This is a genomic window from Streptomyces sp. NPDC046870 (genome assembly GCF_040704595.1).
Lineage (GTDB): Bacteria > Actinomycetota > Actinomycetes > Streptomycetales > Streptomycetaceae > Streptomyces > Streptomyces argyrophylli.
In genome coordinates this window covers 182,228-205,181 of sequence record NZ_JBEYXM010000003.1, presented here as the reverse complement: position 1 = coordinate 205,181, position 22,954 = coordinate 182,228, and the positions used below count along the sequence as shown (strand labels likewise).

At 73.0% G+C, this 22,954-nt stretch carries 19 protein-coding genes; 5 read left to right on the top strand and 14 right to left on the bottom strand.

The genetic code is table 11. From position 1 onward, the window contains the following. Positions 1-133 precede the first annotated feature (133 nt). The gene (locus tag AB0946_RS09490) at positions 134-958 is read left to right on the top strand and encodes a maleylpyruvate isomerase family mycothiol-dependent enzyme (protein WP_366759994.1); all 825 of its coding nucleotides are present in this window, start codon (positions 134-136) and stop codon (positions 956-958) included. Between the two features lie 61 nt (positions 959-1,019). On the opposite strand, the gene AB0946_RS09485 is transcribed toward AB0946_RS09490, so the two are convergent. Continuing rightward, positions 1,020-2,330 (bottom strand): MFS transporter, encoded by a 1,311-nt coding sequence (locus AB0946_RS09485; RefSeq protein WP_366759993.1) that lies wholly within the window; start codon positions 2,328-2,330, stop codon positions 1,020-1,022. Then, positions 2,327-3,001, bottom strand: coding sequence for a GntR family transcriptional regulator (locus AB0946_RS09480; protein WP_366759992.1), 675 nt, complete (start codon positions 2,999-3,001; stop codon positions 2,327-2,329). Before AB0946_RS09480 ends, AB0946_RS09485 begins: the two co-directional genes overlap by 4 nt. A gap of 187 nt (positions 3,002-3,188) precedes the next feature. Here AB0946_RS09480 and AB0946_RS09475 point away from each other — a divergent pair, with 187 nt between their 5' ends. Next, the gene (locus tag AB0946_RS09475) at positions 3,189-4,091 is read left to right on the top strand and encodes a D-alanyl-D-alanine carboxypeptidase (RefSeq protein ID WP_366759991.1); all 903 of its coding nucleotides are present in this window, start codon (positions 3,189-3,191) and stop codon (positions 4,089-4,091) included. 75 nt (positions 4,092-4,166) lie between these two features. Here AB0946_RS09475 and AB0946_RS09470 read toward each other — a convergent pair whose 3' ends face one another. The 3 genes from AB0946_RS09470 to pdhA (AB0946_RS09460) are packed head-to-tail and all read right to left on the bottom strand — an operon-like array spanning position 4,167 to position 7,786. Then, entirely contained in the window at positions 4,167-5,567 is a 1,401-nt protein-coding gene (locus AB0946_RS09470; RefSeq protein WP_366759990.1) for a dihydrolipoamide acetyltransferase family protein, read from the bottom strand. 10 nt (positions 5,568-5,577) lie between these two features. Continuing rightward, the gene (locus AB0946_RS09465; RefSeq protein ID WP_366759989.1) at positions 5,578-6,555 is read right to left on the bottom strand and encodes an alpha-ketoacid dehydrogenase subunit beta; all 978 of its coding nucleotides are present in this window, start codon (positions 6,553-6,555) and stop codon (positions 5,578-5,580) included. Between the two features lies 1 nt (position 6,556). Continuing rightward, positions 6,557-7,786: a pyruvate dehydrogenase (acetyl-transferring) E1 component subunit alpha gene (gene pdhA, locus AB0946_RS09460; RefSeq protein ID WP_366759988.1), complete on the bottom strand. Its 1,230-nt coding sequence runs from the start codon at positions 7,784-7,786 to the stop codon at positions 6,557-6,559. Positions 7,787-8,310: 524 nt separating this feature from the next. Between pdhA (AB0946_RS09460) and AB0946_RS09455 the strand changes: the two genes are divergently transcribed. Then, entirely contained in the window at positions 8,311-9,354 is a 1,044-nt protein-coding gene (locus AB0946_RS09455; protein WP_366759987.1) for a phosphotransferase, read from the top strand. A gap of 62 nt (positions 9,355-9,416) precedes the next feature. Here AB0946_RS09455 and AB0946_RS09450 read toward each other — a convergent pair whose 3' ends face one another. After that, complete coding sequence (locus tag AB0946_RS09450) at positions 9,417-11,057, bottom strand: protein kinase (RefSeq protein WP_366759986.1); 1,641 nt, start codon at positions 11,055-11,057, stop codon at positions 9,417-9,419. 343 nt (positions 11,058-11,400) lie between these two features. On the opposite strand from AB0946_RS09450, the gene AB0946_RS09445 reads away from it, so the two are divergent. After that, complete coding sequence (locus AB0946_RS09445; protein WP_366759985.1) at positions 11,401-13,032, top strand: protein kinase; 1,632 nt, start codon at positions 11,401-11,403, stop codon at positions 13,030-13,032. A gap of 85 nt (positions 13,033-13,117) precedes the next feature. Here AB0946_RS09445 and AB0946_RS09440 read toward each other — a convergent pair whose 3' ends face one another. Beyond that, entirely contained in the window at positions 13,118-13,663 is a 546-nt protein-coding gene (locus AB0946_RS09440; RefSeq protein WP_132784785.1) for a bacterial proteasome activator family protein, read from the bottom strand. 174 nt (positions 13,664-13,837) lie between these two features. On the opposite strand from AB0946_RS09440, the gene AB0946_RS09435 reads away from it, so the two are divergent. Next, positions 13,838-14,695 carry a hypothetical protein gene (locus tag AB0946_RS09435; RefSeq protein WP_366759984.1) on the top strand — a complete coding sequence of 286 codons (858 nt, stop codon included), beginning with the start codon at positions 13,838-13,840 and terminating at the stop codon, positions 14,693-14,695. 94 nt (positions 14,696-14,789) lie between these two features. Here the strand turns inward: AB0946_RS09435 and AB0946_RS09430 are convergent, their stop codons facing one another. The 7 genes from AB0946_RS09430 to pdhA (AB0946_RS09400) are packed head-to-tail and all read right to left on the bottom strand — an operon-like array spanning position 14,790 to position 22,890. Beyond that, complete coding sequence (locus tag AB0946_RS09430) at positions 14,790-15,770, bottom strand: NAD(P)H-quinone oxidoreductase (protein WP_366759983.1); 981 nt, start codon at positions 15,768-15,770, stop codon at positions 14,790-14,792. A 29-nt stretch (positions 15,771-15,799) separates the two neighbouring features. Beyond that, entirely contained in the window at positions 15,800-16,897 is a 1,098-nt protein-coding gene (locus tag AB0946_RS09425; RefSeq protein ID WP_366759982.1) for a potassium channel family protein, read from the bottom strand. Then, complete coding sequence (locus tag AB0946_RS09420) at positions 16,894-18,288, bottom strand: molybdopterin molybdotransferase MoeA (RefSeq protein WP_366759981.1); 1,395 nt, start codon at positions 18,286-18,288, stop codon at positions 16,894-16,896. Before AB0946_RS09420 ends, AB0946_RS09425 begins: the two co-directional genes overlap by 4 nt. Then, a complete protein-coding gene (locus AB0946_RS09415; protein WP_366759979.1) occupies positions 18,285-19,214 on the bottom strand; it encodes an NTP transferase domain-containing protein in 930 nt (309 codons plus the stop codon). The genes AB0946_RS09420 and AB0946_RS09415 overlap by 4 nt, the downstream gene beginning before the upstream one ends. Before the next feature lie 60 nt (positions 19,215-19,274). Beyond that, positions 19,275-20,726 (bottom strand): dihydrolipoamide acetyltransferase family protein, encoded by a 1,452-nt coding sequence (locus tag AB0946_RS09410; RefSeq protein WP_366759978.1) that lies wholly within the window; start codon positions 20,724-20,726, stop codon positions 19,275-19,277. Beyond that, positions 20,726-21,730 (bottom strand): alpha-ketoacid dehydrogenase subunit beta, encoded by a 1,005-nt coding sequence (locus AB0946_RS09405; RefSeq protein WP_366759977.1) that lies wholly within the window; start codon positions 21,728-21,730, stop codon positions 20,726-20,728. The genes AB0946_RS09410 and AB0946_RS09405 overlap by 1 nt, the downstream gene beginning before the upstream one ends. Next, positions 21,727-22,890, bottom strand: coding sequence for a pyruvate dehydrogenase (acetyl-transferring) E1 component subunit alpha (gene pdhA / locus AB0946_RS09400; RefSeq protein WP_366759975.1), 1,164 nt, complete (start codon positions 22,888-22,890; stop codon positions 21,727-21,729). Before pdhA (AB0946_RS09400) ends, AB0946_RS09405 begins: the two co-directional genes overlap by 4 nt. Between the last annotated feature and the right edge of the window lie 64 nt (positions 22,891-22,954).

Sequence of the window (22,954 nt, the reverse complement as noted above, 5' to 3'; positions counted from 1 at the left end):
AACTTGGGGGTGCCCCCAGTTCGAGCGAAGCCGAGAACCTGGGGGACTCCGAAGACACCCGCCGAAGTGCAGCCGCCCACTGGCCATGCCGCCACAACCTGCCCGTGTACCGACCGCCGAGGGGTCCCGTTCCGTGAGTCTGCATCCCACCCTCCAGCCCTACGCCGACGCCTGGACCCACTCCGTCGAAGCGATATCCGAGATGGTGCAGCCGCTCGTGGAGGGCGAGTGGAACCGGCGGACACCCTGCCCCGGCTGGTCGGTGCGGGACATCGTGTCCCATGTCATCGGCCTGGACTGCGAGATGCTCGGCGACCCGCGCCCCATCCACTCCCTGCCGCGCGACCTCTTCCACGTCACCACCGAGCACCAGCGCTACATGGAGATGCAGGTCGACGTCCGCCGCCACCACACGGCGCCGGAGATGACGGCCGAGCTGGAGTACACGGTCATCCGCCGCAACCGCCAGCTGCGCAACGAGGCCCGGGACCCCGGCACGAAGGTGCGCGGCCCGCTGGGCAAGGACATCACCCTGGAGCAGGCCTACCGCGCCCGGGCGTTCGACGTGTGGGTGCACGAGCAGGACCTGCGCGCGGCCCTCGGCCGCCCCGGCAACCTGGACTCGCCGGGCGCCTACGTCACCCGGGACGTCCTGCTGGAGGCGCTGCCCAAGGTCGTGGCGCACGACGCGGACGCGCCGCGCAGCTCGGCGATCGTGTTCGACGTGCACGGCCCGGTCGAGTTCCTGCGCACGGTCCGCGTCGACATCCAGGGCCGCGGCACGGTGGAGACCGCCCCCGCCCTCGGCCCGGCGGCCACCCTCAGCCTCGACTGGGAGACCTACGTCCGGCTGGCCTGTGGCCGGGTGAGCCCCGAGGCCGTGGCGGACCGGGTGAAGACGGAGGGCGACCAGGACCTGGCGGCGGCCATCCTGCGGCACTTCGCGGTGACGCCGTGACGGCACCCGGCCGCCCCCTCGGCCGACCGGGGACGGGCGGGCGTGCGGGGAGACCCGTGGCTCACGCCGCGGGCACGTGCACCGTCTCCACCCGGCTGGCGACCAGCCGCTCCCGCTCCCGCCGCGCCGCACGCCCCCGCAGCCGCAGGATCTGACCGACCCCGAGCGCCTGGAGCACGAACACGGCGCTGAACGCCACGGTGTAGTCGTCCCCCGTCGCGTCCAGCAGCACGCCGACCGCGAAGAGCGTCGTCATGGAGGCGATGAAGCCACCCATGTTGGTGATGCCGGACGCCGTGCCCTGTCGCTCGGGCGGGTTGGCCGGACGGGCGAAGTCGAAGCCGAGCATCGACGCCGGTCCGCACGCGCCGAGCACCACGCACAGCACCAGCAGCAGCCACATCGGGGCGTGCTCGCCGGGGTAGGCCAGGGTCGCCGCCCACAGCAGCGCGGTGGCGGCCACCGTGCCCAGTGCCAGCGGCAGCCGCGCCGCGTGGTGCCGGGCGACGATCTGGCCGTAGACCAGGCCGATCACCATGTTGGACAGCACGACGAGGGTGAGCAGTTCGCCGGCCGTGGCGCGGCTGAGGCCCTGCGCCTCGACCAGGAACGGCAGGCCCCACAGCAGCAGGAACACCATCGCCGGGAACTGGGTGGTGAAGTGCACCCACAGGCCCAGACGGGTGCCCGGCTCCCGCCAGGACGCGGCGATCTGCCGGCGGACGTAGGCCGCGCCCCGGTGCGGGGACGGCTCCGGCTCCTGCCCCTCGGGGTGGTCCTTCAGGAACAGCAGGGTGAGCACGAGGACGACCGCGCCCGCCAGCGCGCTGCCCGCGAACGCCGGGGTCCAGCCGATGCCGTGCAGCAGCCGGGACAGGACCAGCGTGGAGACCAGGTTGCCCGCCATGCCGACCAGGCCCGCGAGCTGCGCGACCAGCGGCCCGCGCCGGGCCGGGAACCAGCGGGTGCCGAGCCGGAGCACGCTGATGAAGGTCATCGCGTCGCCGCAGCCCAGCAGCGCCCGGGAGGCGAGCGCGGTGCCGTACGAGGGGGAGAAGGCGAAGCCCAGCTGGCCGGCGGTGAAGAGCACCGCGCCCATGCTCAGCACCTTCTTGGTGCCGAGGTGGTCCACGAGCAGGCCGACGGGTATCTGCATGCCCGCGTAGACCAGCAGCTGGAGGATGGAGAACGTGGAGAGGGCGGAGGCGCCCACGTGGAAGCGGTCGGCCGCGTCGAGGCCGGCCACCCCCAGCGACGTACGGAAGATGACGGCGACGAAGTAGACGGCCACGCCTATGGACCACACGGCGACGGCCCGGCGCCCGCCCGGCGGATCGCCCGGAAGGGTGACGCCGCGTCCCGGCAGGCTCATCGGACCTCACCCCGGGCCAGGTGCGAGAACCAGCCCACGTGCCGGTGCACGATCCCGACGGCCGCCTCCGCGTCGCCGGCGCGCAGCGCGTCCAGGATCTCCTCGTGCTCGGCGAGCGTCTTGGCGATCCGGTCGGGGTGGGAGTGCATGACGGCGACGCCCATCCGCAGCTGCCGGTCGCGCAGCTGGTCGTAGAGCCTGGAGAGGATCTCGTTGCCCCCGCTGCGCACGATCTCGGCGTGGAAGCAGCGGTCGGTGACCGCGGCGGCGGCCAGGTCGCCGGCCGCGGCCTGCGCCTTCTGCCGCTCCAGCAGCTCCGCCAGCCGCTCCAGCAGGCCCGGCGGCGCGGGTACGGCCTTGCGGGCCGCGTGCTCCTCGACCAGCAGCCGGGTCTCCACCACGTCGGCGATCTCCTGCGCGGAGACCGGCAGGACCAGGGCGCCCTTCTTCGGGTAGAGCCGGATCAGGCCCTCGACCTCCAGCCGCAGCAGGGCCTCCCGGACGGGGGTGCGCGAGACGCCGACGGCCTCGGCCAGCTCACCCTCGGTGAGCAGGGTGCCACCCTCGTAGCGTCGGTCGAGCACACCCTGCTTGACGTGGGCGTACACGCGGTCGGCGGCGGGTGGCGGCTTGAGGGACTGCGGGGCGGACTGCTCGACGGCCGTTTTCATGCCTACAGCTTAGATACAACACGTACGCAAGGGCAGGACCGTCCATCATGCGGACGTGACGCACGCCTCTCGCAGCGCCCGCACAACCTTCTGTGCTACTTACGTGTCACACCGATGCGGCCCGCTTACGCTTGCCACTCAACTCGGCCGCATTCCAGGGGCATTCAAGACATTCGAGGTCATCACTTTGAATACCGGCATCAAGGGCATCCGCCTCCGCAGAGCAACCGCCGTCGCCATCACGTCCGGCGCGCTGCTCGCGACCGGTGCCCTCACCGCGGCGCCCGCGCAGGCCGTCACCGCGCCGTCGATCGTGGCCAAGGGCGGGTTCGTGATGAACAACGCCAACGCCGCGACGCTGTACGGGAAGGCCGCGGACACCAAGCGCTCCACCGGCTCCACCACCAAGATCATGACCGCCAAGGTCGTGCTCGCGCAGTCGAACCTGAACCTCGACGCCAAGGTCACGATCCAGAAGGCGTACAGCGACTACGTCGTCAAGAACAACGCCTCCCAGGCCCACCTGATCGTCGGCGACAAGGTGACCGTGCGCCAGCTGCTCTACGGCCTGATGCTGCCGTCCGGCTGCGACGCCGCCTACGCGCTCGCCGACAAGTTCGGCTCCGGCTCCACGCGGGCCGCGCGGGTGAAGTCCTTCATCGGCAAGATGAACACCGCCGCGAAGAACCTGGGTCTGAAGAACACCCACTTCGACTCGTTCGACGGCATCGGCAACGGCTCCAACTACTCGACGCCGCGCGACCTGACGAAGATCGCCAGCAGCGCGATGAAGAGCTCCACGTTCCGCACGATCGTCAAGACCAAGTCGTACACCGCGAAGACGATCACCAAGACGGGCAGCACCCGCACGATGAACCCGTGGAAGAACACCAACGGGCTTCTCAGCAGCTACAGCGGCACCATCGGCGTGAAGACCGGTTCCGGCCCGGAGGCCAAGTACTGCCTGGTCTTCGCCGCGACCCGGAACGGCAAGACCGTCATCGGCACCGTCCTCGCCTCCTCCTCCATCGCCCAGCGCGAGACGGACGCGAAGAAGCTGCTCAACTACGGTTTCGCCAAGCTCGGCTGACGCACCGGCGACAAGGGCCCGCCGCACTCCCGTGCGGCGGGCCCTTCGCCGTGCAACCGGCGCGTTGTCGGGCGGTCAGGCCCAGGTGATCAGCCGCTTCGGCTGTTCCAGGATCGCCGCGACGTCCGCGAGCACCCTGGACCCCAGCTCACCGTCGACCAGGCGGTGGTCGAAGCTCAGGGCCAGGGTGGTGACCTGACGCGGCTTCACCTTGCCCTTGTGGACCCACGGCTGGGGCTTGATCGCACCGACCGCGAGGATCGCCGACTCGCCCGGGTTCAGGATCGGGGTGCCCGTGTCGACGCCGAAGACGCCGACGTTGGTGATGGTCACCGTGCCGCCCTGCATCGCCGCGGGGGAGGTCTTGCCCTCGCGGGCCGTGGAGACCAGCTCGCCCAGCGCCTGCGCCAGCTGCGGGAGCGTCTTGTCCTGCGCGTCCTTGATGTTCGGGACGATCAGGCCGCGCGGGGTCGCCGCCGCGATGCCCAGGTTGACGTAGTGCTTGCGCACGATCTCCTGGTTCGCCTCGTCCCAGGACGCGTTGATGTCCGGGTTGCGCTTGATGGCGACCAGCAGGGCCTTGGCGATCAGCAGGAGCGGGTTCACCCGCAGGCCCTGCATCTCCTTGTCCTGCTTCAGCTCCTCGACCAGCTTCATCGTGCGGGTCACGTCCACCGTCACGAACTCGGTGACGTGCGGCGCGGTGAACGCCGAGCCGACCATCGCCTGGGCAGTGGCCTTGCGGACGCCCTTGACCGGGACGCGGGTCTCCCGCGCGGTGTCGTACGACGCCACGGGCGCCGGGGCCGCCGGAGCGGCGGGCGCCGTCGTGACCGGGGCGGCCGGCTCGGCCGTCCGGGGCCTGGCCGCCGCGTGGACGTCCTCACGGGTGATGATGCCGTCCGGGCCGGACGGGGTGATCGCCGCCAGGTCGACGCCCAGGTCCTTGGCCAGCTTGCGCACCGGGGGCTTGGCCAGCGGGCGGGACTTCCCGGCGAGCGCGCCGCCGTGGCCGTTCAGCTCCGCCTGGACCGCCTGGGCCGGCGCGGGAACGGTGACCTCGGGGCCCTTGCGCGGGCGGCGCCTGGTGGAGGAGGTCGCCACGCCGTACCCGACGAGGACCGGCTGGCGGCCCTCCGGCTTCGGCTCGTCCTGGGCCGGGGCGGGCACCGCCGCGGGCTGCTCGGCGGGGGCCTGCGGCGCGGCACCGCCGGCCCCGGCCACCGCCACCGCGATGATGGGCGTGCCCACGTCCACCGTGGTGCCCTCGGGGAAGTGCAGTTCGCGCACCACGCCGTCGTAGGGGATGGGCAGTTCGACGGCCGCCTTCGCCGTCTCCACCTCGCAGACCACCTGGCCGTCCGTCACCGTGTCGCCCGGCTTGACGTACCACTTGAGGATCTCGGCCTCGGTGAGTCCCTCGCCCACGTCGGGCATCTTGAACTCGCGTACGGACGCTTCCGTCATCGTCGTCACGACCCTCTCCTCAGTACGCCAGCGAGCGGTCGACGGCGTCGAGCACACGGTCCAGGTCCGGCAGGTACTCCTCTTCCAGGCGCGCCGGCGGATACGGGGCGTGGTAGCCGCCGACCCGCAGGACCGGTGCCTCCAGGTGGTAGAAGCAGCGCTCGGTGATCCGGGCGGCGATCTCCGCGCCGGAACCGAGGAACACCGGTGCCTCGTGCACCACGACCAGGTGGCGGGTCTTCTCCACCGAGGCCTGGACGGAGTCGAAGTCGAGGGGGCTGACCGAGCGCAGGTCCAGGACCTCCAGGGACTTGCCCTCCTCGGCCGCCGCGGCCGCCGCCTCCTGGCACAGCTTCACCATGGGGCCGTAGGCCGCCAGGGTGAGGTCGGTGCCCTCGCGGACCACGCGCGCCTTGTGCAGCGGTGCGGGGATCGCCTCGGGGTCGACCTCGCCCTTGTCCCAGTAGCGCCGCTTGGGCTCGAAGTAGATCACCGGGTCGTCGCTCTGGATGGCCTGCTGCATCATCCAGTACGCGTCCGACGCGTTGGACGGGGAGACGACCTTCAGGCCCGCCACGTGCGCGAACAGCGCCTCGGGGGACTCCGAGTGGTGCTCGACCGCGCCGATGCCGCCGCCGTAGGGGATGCGGACGACGACCGGCAGCTTGACCTTGCCCAGCGAGCGGGCGTGCATCTTGGCGAGCTGGGTCACGATCTGGTCGTAGGCCGGGAAGACGAAGCCGTCGAACTGGATCTCCACCACCGGGCGGTAGCCGCGCAGGGCCAGGCCGATCGCGGTGCCGACGATGCCGGACTCGGCGAGCGGGGTGTCGATGACCCGGCTCTCGCCGAAGTCCTTCTGCAGTCCGTCCGTCACCCGGAAGACGCCGCCGAGCTTGCCGACGTCCTCGCCCATGATCAGCACCTTGGGGTCGGTCTCCAGGGCACGGCGCAGCGACTCGTTGATGGCCTTGGCCATCGCCATCTTCTCGGCCATCTCAGTGACCCCCTTCATCGGCGAACGACGCCTGGTAGGCGGCGAACTGGGCGCGCTCCTCGTCGACGAGCGCGTGCCCGTCCGCGTACACGTTCTCGAAGATGGCGAAGTGGTCCGGGTCGGGCATGGCGCGGACCGCTTCGCGCACTCGTTTGCCCAACGCCTCGGACTCGCTCTCGAGTTCCGCGAAGAATCCCTCGTCCGCGTGGTTCGAGGTCTCCAGGTACCGGCGCAGGCGCAGGATCGGGTCCTTCGCCTCCCAGGCCAGCCGCTCCTCGTCGCCCCGGTAGCGGGTGGGGTCGTCGGAGGTGGTGTGGGCGCCCATGCGGTAGGTGAACGCCTCCACCAGGGTGGGGCCCTCGCCGTTGCGGGCGCGCTCCAGCGCCCACTTGGTGACCGCGAGACAGGCCAGCACGTCGTTGCCGTCGACCCGGACGCCCGGGAAGCCGTAGCCCTGGGCGCGCTGGTAGAGCGGGACGCGGGTCTGCTTCTCGGTGGGCTCGGAGATCGCCCACTGGTTGTTCTGGCAGAAGAACACCACGGGGGCGTTGTAGACCGCGGAGAAGGTGAACGATTCGGCGACGTCGCCCTGGCTGGAGGCGCCGTCGCCGAAGTAGGCGATGACCGCCGAGTCCGCGCCGTCCTTGGCCACGCCCATCGCGTAGCCGGTGGCGTGCAGCGTCTGCGAGCCGATGACGATCGTGTACAGGTGGAAGTTGTTGCTGTTCGGGTCCCAGCCGCCGTTGTTCACACCGCGGAACATGCCGAGCAGGTTGGTCGGGTCGACGCCGCGGCACCAGGCGACGCCGTGCTCCCGGTAGGTCGGGAAGACGTAGTCGTCCTCGCGGGTGGCCCGGCCGGAGCCGATCTGGGCGGCCTCCTGGCCCAGCAGGGAGGCCCAGAGGCCCAGTTCGCCCTGGCGCTGCAGGGCGGTGGCCTCGGCGTCGAAGCGGCGGGTGAGCACCATGTCGCGGTACAGGCCGCGCAGCTCTTCGGGGGTGATGCCGGCGACGTAGGCGTCGTACTCGGCGTTCTTGACCCGCTTGCCCTCCGGCGTCAGCAGCTGGACGAGCTCCGGATCGGTGCTCTTCCCGGCGGTGCTGCGGGTGGTGCGCTTGGTGCCGGTGGCCCCGGTCGCGGCGCCGGTGGTGCCGGTCTTGCCGCCGGCGGTGCCGGCCTTGCCTGCGGCGGTGCGTCGCGGCTTGCGCGCGGCACTGCTCTCCACGGTCACGTGTGCTCCTCCGTCGTTCCAGCCCCCGGGGTTGCCGGTAGGCCAGTGCGGCTCACCTGTTTCGACCACCGGGGCACGGGGTGGGTGCCACTCGGCCGGGAACAGGCGTGACAGGTGCCCCGGCGAGCGCCCTGCAACCATCACGTTACCCAGTGCCCCACATTTCTGTGAAACCCCGTTTGACCTGCGATTTTGCTTGGATTTCCAAGTAAATCGAGGTGATGCGGAAGCGCGCTGGTCACAGCCTTGCGGCAGTCCGGAGCACCCGCACGTTATCCCGCGCACCCAGGTCACGGGAAGAGTTTCATGTGAGACCGGCCTCGCACACGAAGACGGAAAAGTCGCGCTTTATCTACTGCATACGGATGACGCCGGGAGCCGCGGACGGGTGAGTCGCGGGCCAGGGCCCCGCCACGGCCCGCACGGAAACGGAAAAGCCCGTCTCGTGACCGAAAGCGACCATCGGCGACTGCCTGTGACAAGCCCCAGCTCACAGCGGCTGCGCGTGCCCTAGCATCTGGCGCGTGCCGCGCTCATGTGTACCACCCCCCGCGCCCCACGCACTCCCCCTGGGCGCCCTGCTCCGCCTGTACGCCGCGGGTACCGCCGTCACCTGTGAGCCGGTCGACCAGGGCCTGCTCAACCGCGGCTACCGGCTGTGCACCACGAGCGGCCGTTACTTCCTCAAGCACCACTTCGACCCGGACACCGCCGACCCGGCCGCCATCGAACGCCGGCACCGGGCCACCCAGCGCCTCGCCGACCTCGGCGTCCCGGTCGCCGTACCGCTCGCGCACCGCGAGGGCCGCACGGTCGCCGTCGTCGGCGGCCACGCCTACGCCCTGCACCCCTGGATCGACGGCAGGCACCGGCACGGCGGCCAGCTCACCCGCGGGGAGAGCGCGCGCCTGGGGGCGCTCCTGGGCGCCGTGCACGCCTGTCTGGAGCGCGTGATGCCCCCCAAGGGGCGCACGCGCCCGGCGACCAGCCCGCACCCCGTGGAGAGCGCGGACCCGGCCGACACCTTCGCCCTCATCGACGACCTGCTCGCCCATGTCCGCCGGCACCGCCCCGCCGACGCCTTCGACGAACTCGCCCGGCACCGGCTGCTGGAACGCCGCGCGCTCCTGGAACAGCACGCGGACCGGCGCCCCCCGCGCGGCGGTTCGGTCGGCTGGGTGCACGGCGACTTCCACCCGTTCAACCTGCTCTACAAGGACGACGCCCCGGCCGCCATCGTGGACTGGGACCGGCTCGGGGTGCAGCCGCGCGCGGAGGAGGCCGTACGCGCCGCCGTGATCTTCTTCGTGGCACCCGGCGGGACCCTGGACCTGCCGAAAGTGCGGGGCTACGCGCGCGCGTACCGGCGCGCGGCCGGCGCCACGCCCTCCGAACTGGCCGCGGCCGTGCACCGGGTGTGGTGGGAACGGCTGAACGACTTCTGGATGCTGCGCTGGCACTACGAGCGCGGCGACACGCGCGCGGACACCCAGTTCCCGGCCGCGTCCGCCCTCGCGGTGTGGTGGACCCGCGAGTACGACGCGGTGTGCGACGCGTTCGTGCAGTAGCGACCGGGCCTGCGGTCGGCGTCACCTCAGGGGGACGCCGACCCGGCCTCCGTGGGCGTGCTTCAACCGGTGGTGGCGCCGGTGCTGCCGTCCGTCGTGGTGCCCGCGTCCGTGCTGCCGTCCGTCGTGGTCCCCGCGTCCGTGCCGCCGTCCGTCGTGGTGCCCGCGTCCGTGCCGCCGGCGTCACCGGTGCCCGCGTCCGTGCCGCCGTTCGTCGGGTCCGTGGGCTGCGACTGCGAGGTCTGCGGCTGCGACGGCTCGGTGCTCGGGGTGGAACTGGCCGTCCTCGACGGGGTGTACGACGGCGTGGTCGCCGGCGGCCAGCCCGAGCCGGTGCCCGTGCCGGAGCCGTTGTTCGTCTCGGGGTCCGAGGGCTGGTCGGTCTTGTCGTCGGACGGGGTCGGGGTGGGCGACTCGTGCTTCGTGCTCTTGGACTGCGTCTTGGTCGGCTGGACGTCGGTGTCGTTGCCGCCGCTGCCGCCGCCCGCGCCCTTCACCGCCAGCGCCACGCCCGCCGCGATCGCGATGACCGCGAACACGGCGAGGAGCCACAGCTTGCCGCGTCCGCCGCCCTTGTTGCCGTGCCCCTCGAAGCCGCCGTCGTCGCCGCTGCCGTAGCCCGCGGGCAGGATCGGCTGCGGGATCTGCGTGGTGCCCGAGGCGTCGGCCGGGTGCGGCATGACGGCCGTCCCGGCGAAGCCGCCCGCCGGGGTCTGCCGTCCGTCGTGCGTCTCCACCGGGCCGGTGTTCCAGGTGCCGGTGTGCCCGCCCTGGTCGTAGAGCATCTGCAGGCCGTACTGGACGAGCCCGCGCATCTCCTCGGCCGTCTGGAACCGGTCGTCGGGCTCCTTGGCGAGCGAGCGCATGACCAGGCCGTCCAGTTCCGGCGGGCAGGTCCCGTCGGAGACCTGCGACGGCGGCACCGGCATGTCCTGGACGTGCTGGTAGACCACCGACAGCGGGGTCTCGCCGGTGAACGGGGGCCGCAGCGCGAGGAGTTCGTACAGCAGGCAGCCGGTGGCGTACAGGTCGGAGCGGTGGTCGACGGCCTTGCCGAGCGCCTGCTCCGGGGACAGGTACTGCGGGGTGCCCATGACCATACCGGTCTGCGTCATCGTCGTCGACGCGCCGTGCAGGGCGCGGGCGATGCCGAAGTCCATCACCTTGACGGCGCCGCTGTGGGTGATGATGACGTTCGCCGGCTTGATGTCACGGTGGACGATGCCGTGCTGGTGCGAGTAGGCGAGCGCCTCCAGCACCCCGGAGACGATGATCAGCGCCTGCTCGGGGCCCGGCGCCTCCGCGTTCATCAGCAGGTCGCGGATGGTGCGGCCCTCGACCAGCTCCATGACGATGTACGGCACGGACTGGCCGCCCACCATGTCCTCGCCGGAGTCGTACACGGCGACGATCGCGTGGTGGTTGAGGCCGGCGACGGACTGTGCCTCGCGGGTGAAACGGGCCTTGGACACCGGGTCCTCGGCCAGGTCCGCGCGGAGCAGCTTGACCGCGACCGTCCGGCCCAGGCGGACGTCCTCGGCCGCGAACACCTCGGCCATGCCGCCCCGGCCCAGCCGGTGCGTGAGCCGGTAGCGGCCGTCGCCGACGAGCCCGCCGTTGCCCCACATCTCCGGCGCGTCCGACATGCCGCCGCCAGTCGCCTCGGGGTCGGACGGGCCCTGAGAGCGCTGCGTCTGTGCCATCAGTCCTCGCCGTCGTTTCTGCCCGCGGTGCGCGCGGTGTTGTTACGGTCTCCGTCCGCCACGCTACAGCCTCCGCGGGGGCCACCGGTTCGGAACGGCAACCGGGACCGACCCGAGACGGACCGGTCATGAAACCTCTAGCACGCGCTGTCGCGCAAATTCCGTGAGCCGGCCGTACACCGGCTGTAACGCTTGCGCGACGCTTCTTGCGCGTACGGTCACGGAACGGGCACCGAGCTTGACGTGTCCGGGCCCTCGGGCAGACTTGGCCGGGAATGACACATTCGATCAAGGCCTGTCCGCCGGCTGACGGCGCCGCACGGCCGGTGGGGGACGCGGAGAGATGAGCCAGGACGGCGCACACGGCCGGTACGCGGGGCAGGCGCTGGCCGGGGGCCGTTACCAGCTGCGCGACGTACTGGGCGAGGGCGGCATGGCCTCCGTGCACCTCGCGTACGACGCCGTGCTGGACCGCCAGGTCGCCATCAAGACGCTGCACACCGAACTCGGCCGGGAACAGGCCTTCCGCGAGCGCTTCCGCCGCGAGGCCCAGGCAGTGGCCAAGCTCACGCACACCAACATCGTCTCCGTCTTCGACACGGGCGAGGACGAGTTGAACGGCATGGCGACGCCGTACATCGTCATGGAGTACGTCGAGGGCCGGCCGCTGGGCTCCGTGCTGGAGGAGGACATCCGGCAGTACGGCGCGATGCCCGCGGACAAGGCTCTGAAGATCACCGCCGATGTGCTCGCGGCCCTGGAGATCAGCCACGAGAAGGGGCTGGTCCACCGCGACATCAAGCCCGGCAACGTGATGGTGACCCGGCGGGGCGTGGTCAAGGTCATGGACTTCGGCATCGCCCGCGCCATGCAGTCCGGTGTCACCTCGATGACCCAGACCGGCATGGTCGTCGGCACCCCGCAGTACCTCTCGCCCGAGCAGGCCCTCGGCCGCGGCGTGGACGCCCGCTCCGACCTGTACTCGGTCGGCATCATGCTGTTCCAGCTGGTGACCGGGCGGCTGCCGTTCGACGCGGACTCGCCGCTGGCCATCGCGTACGCGCATGTGCAGGAGGAGCCGGTGGCGCCCTCCTCGGTCAACCGCGCGCTGCCGCCCGCCGTGGACGCCCTGGTCGCCCGCGCGCTGAGGAAGAACCCGAACGAGCGCTTCCCGACCGCGGAGTCCATGCGCGACGAGTGCCTGCGGATCGCGGCCTCCTTCCAGGCGGCCCCGCCGAGCATCGTGCCGGGCGCCGGTCCGGCGCAGAGCGGCTCGGGCGTCGCCTCCGCGGTGTTCCCGCCGGTCGACCGGACGACCCCGGCACCGCACGGGCAGGTGCAGACGCCGTACCAGCCGGCTCCGGCCCCGAACCCGTACGGCCACCCGACGCCCACCCCGGGCTACGGCTACCCGCAGCAGGGAGGCTACCCGCCGTCCCCCGTGGGCTACGGCCCGCAGGGCGCCGCCCCGACCCCGCCGCCGTACACGGTGGCGCCGCACCAGGCCGGCCGGCCCGGCGGCGGCCGGAACCGGCGGCCGGTGGTCGTCGGTTCGGTCGCGGTGGCGGCCGTCGTGGCCGTCGGGCTGGTCGTCGCGCTCACGCTGAAGCACACCGGCGACGACACCGGAACCGGCAGCGGCGGATCGAGCGCCTCCGCGTCCGCGTCCCACCGGGCGGGCTACCGCGGCCCGGACACCACCCGGCGGATCGACGCGTCCAAGTGCACCGATCCGCAGGAGTCCTACAGCGACCCGGACAAGATCCAGCTGCCCGACTTCCGGTACAAGGACATCGGCTCCGTGAAGAAGTGCCTCCAGGCCGCGGGCTGGAAGTGGGACATCAAGCACGAGGACGACAACACCTGGGGTGAGGGGACCGTCCTCAACCAGTTCCCCGAGCAGGGCACCGACGTCGACCAGGACGATGCGGGCACCATCGAGCTGAGGGTGTCGACGGGCAATCCGCCGCAGTGAGCCGGCCCCCGGCGGGGGCCGGGGAACGGGTCGGGCCCGGCGGTCGTCCGCCGGGCCCCTGGTGTGTCCGGGCGGGTCGGGGGGTCTACAGGTACGGACCGCCCGAGCGGCCGCCGGTGTGCTGGTCGTCGCCGCCCTCGTGGCCGGTCATGCCCGGCGGGAGCGCGCGGCGCATCTGCTCCAACTGGGCGCGGGCGGCCATCTGCTGGGCGAACAGCGTCGTCTGGATCCCGTGGAAGAGACCCTCCAGCCAGCCCACCAACTGGGCCTGCGCGATCCGCAGTTCCGCGTCGCTCGGGGTGACGTCGTCGGTGAACGGCAACGAGAGCCGTTCCAGCTCCTCGACCAGCTCGGGGGCCAGCCCGTCCTCCAGCTCCTTCACCGAGCTGGCGTGGATCTCCTTGAGCCGCACCCGGCTGGCCTCGTCGAGGGGAGCCGCCCGCACCTCCTCCAGGAGCTGCTTGATCATGCTGCCGATCCGCATGACCTTGGCCGGCTGTTCCACCTGCTCCGTCACCGGGGTCTCACGCGAGTCCTCGTGCCCGTCGCCTCCGCCGAGCGCCATCCCGTCCTGACCCACGACAAGGATCTGGGGGTTCCCCGGCGACCGTTCGTTCCTCGGCATCTCCATGCCGCCATTCTCTCGCACGCCACCACCTCATCACCGTGGTGCCCCCCTGTGGGGCTGATCCACCGTTTAGACCCGACGGCCCAATCCGGAATGCCTTTTTCGCCATGGAATGTGAGGCTTGTTCCCGTCGGTTTTCCATCGGTCACGGCACCTGGGCCCCGGGAGGTCACCGACGTGACTGCACGCCCACGACTCACGCTGCGCTGTCTGCGGCTGCTGATCGTCCTCACGGCGACGGCGCTGCCGGCGCACGGCACCGCCGTCGCCCACGGCGGTGCGCCCGTCCTCGCCGCGAAGCCGGACACCGCCCGCCCGCCCGCCACCGGACACCGGGAGCAGGCCGGCACACGGCGGGGAACCGGCAAGGGCGCGGCCCCGGAGCACGCGCATCCCCTGACCGTCCCGGAGCGCGCGAGCGCCGGGCACACGGCTCCGGGGCACGCCGCCCGGGACCGCGGGCGCCCGGACCAGGGCCCTCCGCGGTCGGCGTCCCCCGAGGGGACGTCCCCGGAGGAGTCGTCTCCGGAGGAGTCGTCCCCGGAGGAGTCGGATGAGTCGTCCTCGGAGGAGTCGTCCGACGAGTCGTCCCCGGACGGGACCTCGCCGGGGAACGCGTCCACCGCCGTGCCGATGCCGTCCGACTCCGCCTCGGCGTCGGTCCACCCCTATCGCCCCCTCGCCTCCGTGGAGCCGTCCCGGGCGGGCAGCCGGGCCGGTGAGGGGCGGATGCGGCCGGGGCGGCCGGACGGGCCGGAGATCGAGGACGAGGACGACGACCCCCCTCCCGCGACCCCTGCCGCCCAGCCGCAGGAGCCGGAGACCGCGGAGGTGCCGAGCGGTCCCCCGTCGCCCCTGGAGACCGTTCCGGACCCCACCGGCTCCCCGCGGGGGCCCGCCGCCGAGCAGGCGGCCCCAGCGGGCGAGGCCCCGACGGAGCCGGTCCTGCGCATCCTCCCGCTCGGCAGCGGCCTGGTCCTCATCGGCCTGGGCCTGGGGCTGGCCCTCCTCGGCCTGAGACTCCGCAGGAACTGACCGACGGCCGGGGACGGCCCCGGGATCTCCCTGGACGGCCCGGGATCTCCCGGACGGCCCGGGGCCTCTCGGTACCGCCCCGCACCGCCTTCCGCTACGGCGCGACGAGCAGCACCTTGCCGATGTGACCGCTCTCCTCCACCAGCCGGTGCGCCTCGGCCGCCTCCGCCATCGGCAGCTCGCGGTCCACGACCGGGCCGACGTGCCCGGCGGCGAACAACGGCCACACGTGCTCGCGTACGGCCGCGACGATGGCGGCCTTCTCCTCCAGCGGGCGGGCGCGCAGCGAGGTCGCGCTGATCGCGGCCCGCTTCCCGAGCAGCGTGCCGATGTTCAGCTCGCCCTTCACACCGCCCTGCATGCCGATGATCGCGAGGCGTCCGTTGACGGCGAGCGCCTGGACATTGCGGTCCAGGTACTTCGCACCCATGTTGTCGAGGATGACGTCGGCGCCCGCACCCCCGGTGGCCTGCTTGATCTCGGCGACGAAGTCCTGCTCGCGATAGTTGATCAGTACGTCCGCGCCGAGTTCGGCGCACCGTTCGAGCTTCTCCTTCGTCCCGGCGGTCACCGCTACCTTGGCGCCGACGGCCTTGGCGAGCTGGATCGCCATGGTGCCGATGCCGCTGGAGCCGCCGTGCACCAGCAATGTCTCGCCCGGACGCAGATGGGCGATCATGAACACGTTGGACCAGACCGTGCAGACGACCTCGGGCAGTGCGGCGGCGCGCTTGAGGTCCACGCCCTCGGGCGCGGGCAGCAGCTGCCCGGCCGGTACGGCGACCTTCTCGGCGTAGCCGCCGCCCGCGAGCAACGCGCACACCTGATCGCCGACGGCCCAGCCGGAGACGCCGGGGCCGAGCGCGGCGATCGTGCCGGAGCACTCCAGGCCGGGGTAGGGGGAGGCGCCGGGCGGCGGGTTGTAGAAGCCCTGGCGCTGCAGGATGTCGGCACGGTTGACGGCGCTGGCCACCACCTCGACCAGCACCTCGCCCTCGCCGGGCACCGGATCGGGGACCTCGTCCCACACCAGCGCCTCGGGCCCACCAGGTTCGGGAATCGTGATCGCATGCATGCCGGTGACGCTACTCCCCCGGCGCCCGGTCATCCGGGTGGCAGGGGGCGGATGCCCGGGGTGATCCGGGTTTCCGGCGTGGCGCGGACGATGGTGATGAGCCGGTCCGTCAGCTGGAGCGTGCCGACGGACGGGTCGTCGTAGCCGAGCACCCGGTGTCCGCGGACGACGCTCACCACCAGGTCGTCCGTCTCGCGCGGTGTCTTGCCGACCTCGGCGCGGACCACCGGCCGTTCGACGAGGTCCAGCCCGCTGCCCTGCTGGATCAGGTCCTCCATCACCATGCCGGCCGCGGGGCTGAGCACGGACAGGCCGAGCAGGCGGCCGGCCGCGCCGGAGCTGGTGATGACGGCGTCGGCGCCGGACTGCTTGAGCAGCGGGGCGTTCTCCTCCTCGCGCACCGCGGCCACGATCTTCGCGGTGCGGTTGAGCTGGCGGGCGGTCAGCGTGACGAGGACGGAGGTGTCGTCACGCTGCGGGGCGACGATGATCTGCCGGGCCTTGTGCACCTCGGCCCGCCGGAGCACGTCACTGCGGGTGGCGTCGCCTATGACGCCCGCGTAGCCCTCGGCGGTGGCCGCGTCGATCGCCTTGGAGCTGGGGTCGACCACGACCACCTGCTCCTTCTTCAGCCCGGTCACGCAGACGGTCTGGATGGCCGACCGTCCCTTCGTGCCGAAACCGACGACGACGGTGTGGTCGCGCAAGGTGGACCTCCAGCGGTTCAGGCGCCATTCCTCACGGGTGCGTTCGGTGAGGACCTCCAGCGTGGTGCCGACCAGAATGATCAGGAACAGTACGCGCAGGGGCGTGATGACGAGGATGTTGGTGAGCCGGGCGCTGTCGCTGACCGGGGTGATGTCGCCGTAGCCGGTGGTGGAGAGGGTGACGGTCGCGTAGTAGAACGCGTCGAGCAGGTCGACGGGACCGTCGGAGCTGTCGCGGTAGCCCTCGCGGTCGGCGTAGACGACGAGCGCGGTGGCGACCAGCACCACCAGGGCCATGACGAGCCGCTTGACGACCTGGCGGATCGGACGCTCCACCACTTTTCGCGGGAGTTTCACCCGGTGGGTCACCAGGTGTTCGCCCGCCTGGCGGGCGATGGCGTCATGGCCCGGAAGTTTCACGTGAAACACACCCCGATTCCGGCGGTCGCCCAGGGCAGGTCCAGCAGCTCGGCCTCCTCGCCCTGCCGGGTCCCGCCCGGCGGTACGACGGCCAGCGCGTCCGCGGCAGCGATGCCCCGGAGCATGGCCGGACCGTTGTAGTGCAGCGGCACGGCCTGGTCGCCGCGCAGCACCACGGGAATGAGCCGGGTGTCGTGCGGGTGCCCGTGCACCGCCTCTCTCAGCGGCAGCGTGTACGGCTCGGGGGCGGGGTGGGCGGCGAGGGTCCGCAGCAGCGGTTCGGCGAGGGTGAGCAGGCCGGAGACGGCCGCGAGGGGATTGCCGGGCAGGCCGACGAGGTGCTGGTGGTCCTTGGTGCGGGCCAGCAGCATGGGGTGGCCGGGGCGCACCTTGACGCCGTCGACGAGGAGTTCGGCGCCGACACGTTCCAGGACCGGGTGGACGTGGTCGACGGGTCCGGCCGCCGTGCCGCCCGTGGTGACGATCAGGTCGGCGGCGGAGCGGGTGACCGCCTTCTGCAGGGCCTTGGCGTCGTCGCCGATCCGGCGTACGGCGAGGACATCGGCCCCGAGCGCGCGCAGCCAGGACGGCAGCATGGGGCCGAGGGCGTCCCGGATCAGCCCGTCGTGCGGCAGGCCCGCGGTGAGCAACTCGTCCCCCAGGACGAGGACTTCGGCGCGGGGGCGGGGGACGACGGTCACCGTGTCGTAGCCGGCGGCCGCGGCGAGACCCAGGACGGCGGGAGTGACCAGGGCGCCGACGGGCAGCAACTGGTCGCCGCTGCGGCACTCCTGGCCGCGCGGGCGGATGTCCTGGCCGTGGAGCATCTCGCGAGTGGTGTGCAGGCGGCCCTGGGCGTCGATCCGGCCGTGCTCGGAGCGCAGAACGGCGGTCGTGTCGGCGGGGATGCGGGCTCCGGTGGCGATGCGCACCGCCTCGCCGTCGGTGAGGGGTCCGGGCTGCGCGTGCCCGGCGAGCACGCCCTCCTCGCGCACCTGCCAGGGTCCGGGTCCGGCGACCGCCCAGCCGTCCATCGCCGAGGTGTCGAAGGAGGGCAGGTCGGTGAGCGCGTCGAGGGGCGCGGCCAGGGCCAGTCCGAGGGCGTCGCCGAGCGGCACGGAGACGGGCGCCCGGCGGGCACGGGAACGCGCGGCACGAGCGGCGCGCGCGGCGGCCTCCCGGGCCTGGGGCCAGGGGGTGGCCCGGTGCGGTTCCGCGGGCCGCGCGCCGGACGACCGGGCGGCCGGGGCGGACGCCTGGCCGGTGCCGTCGTCCGCGCTGTCGTCCCGGGGCTCCTTGTGGGCATCCCTCACGAGCGCCAGAGCCTCCTCGACGTCGAGGTCGTCGGTGTCCTCGGCGGACGCCTCGGCCCGGGTGCCGGGGGCGGTCATCCGGCGTCCGGGGCGCTCGGGCCCCCGCCCCTCGCGTCCGTGGTGCCCCCACCGTTCTCTTCCTCCCAGCGCAGCGCCAGCGCGGCGGCCTTGCGCGCGGCCTCGGCGACGGCCTCGGGGCCGCCCTCGCCCCGGGCGGCGGCGTAACCGACGAGGAAGGTGGTCAGCGGGGCGGCGGGCCGGGCCACGCCGTGTGCGGCGTCCCGGGCCAGATCGAGCAGGACGCCGGTGTCGACGTCCAGTTCGATGCCCAACTCGTCCTTGACTGCGGAGATCCATTCATCCAACACGGACCCATGCTCCCTGATGCGTGCCCTGGCCGTCGCGATGTCGTCCCAGGTGTCGCAGTCGAAGGAGGCGCGCGGGTCCGTGACACGGGTGAGGCGCAGGGCGCCGGTCAGCCGGCGCAGGGGCAGCCCGCCGAGGCCGCCGTGGGTGGCGGCCAGGGCGGTCAGCTCACGGCGCAGGACGGCGGTGCGGTAGGCGGCCACCAGCGGCTGGTCGCGGCCGTCGGCGTCGGTGAGCAGAGCGCCGTCGGCCCCGCTCTCCTGAAGGGCTCTCACAAGGCGCCGCAGCACCGGCTTTTCGAGAAAGGGCAGGTCGGCGGAGAGGACGACGGTGTGCCCCGCGGTGGTGAGCCGCAGACCGGCCTCCAGCGCGGCGACCGGTCCGCCGCCGGGCGGCTCCTCGCGCGCCCAGCGGACCGGGCGTGCGGTGGGCCGGGGCGTGGCCACGACGACGGTCGTGCCGGCGTCCGCGCAGGCCCCGAGCACCCGGTCGAGCAGCGCGCGGCCACCGACCCGGAGCCCTGGCTTGTCGGCCCCGCCGAGCCGCCGGGCGGCACCGCCGGCCAGTACGACGGCGTCGTACGGCAGGGGGGTCCCGGGAGCGGGTGTCCCGGGAGCGGCGGGGGCGGTGTCGGTCACCCTCCGAGTATGTCCTGCCGGTTCCTCCTTCCGAACCCCTGTCTCACAGGAGGCCGTGGCTCACAGGGTGCGCAGCAGCACCGCCGGCTGTTCCACGCAGTCCGCCACGTAGCGCAGGAAGCCGCCCGCCGTGCCGCCGTCGCACACCCGGTGGTCGAAGGTGAGCGAGAGCTGGACGACCTGGCGGACGGCCAGCTCGCCCTCGTGCACCCACGGCTTGGGGACGATGCGGCCGACGCCGAGCATGGCCGCCTCGGGGTGGTTGATGATCGGGGTGGAGCCGTCGACGCCGAAGACGCCGTAGTTGTTCAGCGTGAACGTCCCGCCGGTGAGTTCCCCGGGGGTCAGCGTCCCGGTGCGGGCCGCCTCGGTGAGCCGGGCGAACTCGGCGGTCAGCGACTCGGCGTCGCGCGCGTGGGCGTCCCGGACGACCGGCACGACCAGGCCGCGCTCCGTCTGCGCGGCGAACCCGAGGTGGACCTGGTCGAGCCGGACGACCTCGCGGGCCTCGGTGTCGACGAAGGAGTTCAGCTCGGGGAACCGGGCGAGGCCGGCCGTGCAGATGCGGGCGAGCAGCGCGAGCAGGGAGATCTTCGGGCCCCCGGCCGCGTTCATCGCGGCACGGGCGCGCATGAGTTCCGTCGCGTCGGCGTCGACCCAGCAGGTCGCGTCCGGGATCTCCCGGCGGCTGCGGGAGAGCTTGTCGGCGACGGCGCCGCGCACGCCCTTGAGCGGGATCCGGGTCCCGCCGCCCTGCGCGACGGGCGCCACGGGGGCCCGTACGACCGGCTCCTCCGCCGTGCCGACCGGTGCCGCCCCGGCGCGCAGCGCGTTCTCGACGTCCGCGCGCAGGATGAGCCCCTCCGGCCCCGAGCCGGTCAGCCGCCGCAGGTCGACGCCGTTGTCGCGGGCGAGCTTGCGCACGAGGGGGGAGATCACGGGGACCGGGCCCTCGGTGGGAGCGGCGGTGGGGGCGGCCGCGGAGGCGGGAGATGCCGGGGTGGTGGTCGCGGAGGCGGGTGCCTGCGCCACGGCCGGCGCGGCCACGCGCGCGGGGGCGTCGGCCCGGGCGGTCCCGCGCCGGACGGCCCGCCCGTCGGCCGGGACCCCGCTCGGCGCCGTCCGCCCGTTGCCGTCGGCCGTGCGCCGGCCGCCCTGTCCGTCGACCGCGCCCGTGGTGGCCCGCACCCGGCGCCGGCGTGCCGCCGGGGCCTGGGTGCCGTAGCCCACCAGGACGTTGCCGGAGCCCTCCGGCTCCGGTTCCCGCCCGCCCACGGCCACCGTCAGCAGCGGGGCGCCGACGGGCAGTTCGGTGCCCTCCTCGCCGAACCGGGCGGTGACCACGCCGCCGTACGGGCAGGGCACCTCGACCATCGCCTTGGCCGTCTCGACCTCGACCACCGGCTGGTCCACGGCGACCACGTCACCGACCTGGACCAGCCAGCGGACGATCTCCGCCTCGGTGAGCCCTTCACCGAGGTCGGGCAGCTTGAACTCCAGCACCTGAGCCATCAGCCCTCGGCCTCCCACTGCAGCCGGGCCACGGCGTCCAGGATGCGGTCGACGCCGGGCAGGTGGTGCCGCTCCAGCATGGGCGGCGGATACGGGATGTCGAACCCGGCCACGCGCAGCACCGGTGCCTCCAGGTGGTGGAAGCAGCGCTCGGTGACGCGGGCCGCGATCTCGCCGCCCGGCCCGCCGAACCCGGTGGACTCGTGGACGACGACGGCGCGGCCGGTGCGCCGGACGGAAGCGCAGACCGTCTCGTCGTCGAACGGCACCAGGGAGCGCAGGTCGACGACCTCCAGGTCCCAGCCCTCGGCCTGGGCGGCCTCGGCGGCCTCCAGGCAGACCGGCAGCGAGGGGCCGTAGGTGATGAGCGTGGCGCTGCGGCCGGTCCGGCGGACCACGGCGCGGCCGATGGGCTCGACCTCCGTCGGCTGCTCGGGGTTCCAGCTGTCCTTCGACCAGTACAGCCGCTTGGGCTCCAGGAAGACGACCGGGTCGTCCGAGGCGATGGCCTGGCGCAGCAGCCCGTAGGCGTCGGCGACGGTGGCGGGGGTGACGACGTGGAGCCCCGGCGTCGCCATGTAGTAGGCCTCGGAGGAGTCGCTGTGGTGCTCGACGCCGCCGATGCCGCCGCCGTAGGGGATGCGGACGGTGATGGGCAGGGGCATCCTGCCGCGCGTGCGGTTGCGCATCCGGGAGACGTGGCTGGCCAGCTGCTCGAACGCCGGGTAGGCGAAGGCGTCGAACTGCATCTCCACCACCGGCCGCAGGCCGTACATGGCCATGCCGACGGCGGTGCCGAGGATGCCGGCCTCGGCGAGGGGGGTGTCGGTGCAGCGGTCCTCGCCGAACTCCTTGGCGAGCCCGTCGGTGACGCGGAAGACGCCGCCGAGGGTGCCGACGTCCTCGCCCATGACGTGCACGGTGGGATCGGCGGCCATCGCGTCGCGCATCGCGCGCGTGAGGGCCTGCGCCATGGTGGCGGGCTTGACGGCGACGGTGGTCATCGGGCGCCGCCTTCCGGGGCGCCGGGCTCGCCGTGCTGCTCCTGCTCGGCCTCCAGCTCGGCCCGCAGCAGGGCACGCTGCTCGCGCAGCTGGGAGGTGGTCTCGGCGTACACGTGGTCGAAGAGGTCCATGGGGTTGAGCTCGGGGTCCCGGTTCATGCGTTCCCGCAGGGAGGCGGCCATGGTCTCGGCGTCCTGGCGGGCCGCCTCGACGCCGGCGTCGTCCAGCAGTCCGCGCGCGGTCAGTTCGCGTTCCAGCAGCTCGATGGGGTCGTGGGCGCGCCAGGCGGCGATCTCGTCCTCGCCGCGGTAGCGGGTGGCGTCGTCGGCGTTGGTGTGGGCGTCGACGCGGTACGTCACCGCTTCCACCAGGGTCGGGCCACCGCCCGCGCGCGCGTGCCGCACGGCGTCGCCGAGCACCTCGTGCACGGCCGCGGCGTCGTTGCCGTCGACCAGCCGGCCCGGCATGCCGTACCCGACGGCCTTGTGGGCCAGGGAGGGCGCGGCGGTCTGCTTGGCGAGCGGCACGGAGATGGCGAAGCCGTTGTTCTGCACCAGGAAGACGACGGGTGCCCGCCAGACGGCGGCGAAGTTCAGCGCCTCGTGGAAGTCGCCCTCGCTGGTGCCGCCGTCGCCGACCATGGCCAGCGCGACCACGTCGTCGCCCTTGAGGCGGGCGGCGTGGGCGAGGCCGACGGCGTGCGGCAGCTGGGTGGCGAGCGGGGTGCTCAGCGGGGCCACCCGGTGGGCGTAGGGGTCGTAGCCGCTGTGCCAGTCGCCGCGCAGCAGGGTGAGCGCCTCGGCCGGGTCCACGCCCCGGGCGACGACGGCGAGCGTGTCGCGGTAGCTGGGGAAGAGCCAGTCGCGCTCCTCCAGCGCCAGGGCGGCGGCGATCTCGCAGGCCTCCTGACCGGTGCTGGACGGGTAGACGGCGAGCCTGCCCTGCTTGGTGAGGGCGGTGGCCTGCGTGTTGTACCGGCGCCCGCGCACCAGCTCGGCGTACAGCCGCCGCAGCAGATCGGGGTCGGCCTTGCCGGCCGCCTCGGTGCCGAGGACGCGGTAGGGCTCGGCGTCGGGCAGCAGCGGCGCGGCGTCCATACGGGGCTGCCAGGCGGGCGGCGGCGATGGCCGGTACGCGCCCCGCTGCTCCAGAACCGTCATGACGGCACCTCCTCGTGGGAGTGGCTACGGGAGGCGCGTCGCCTGTGACCCGCCTCACCAACCG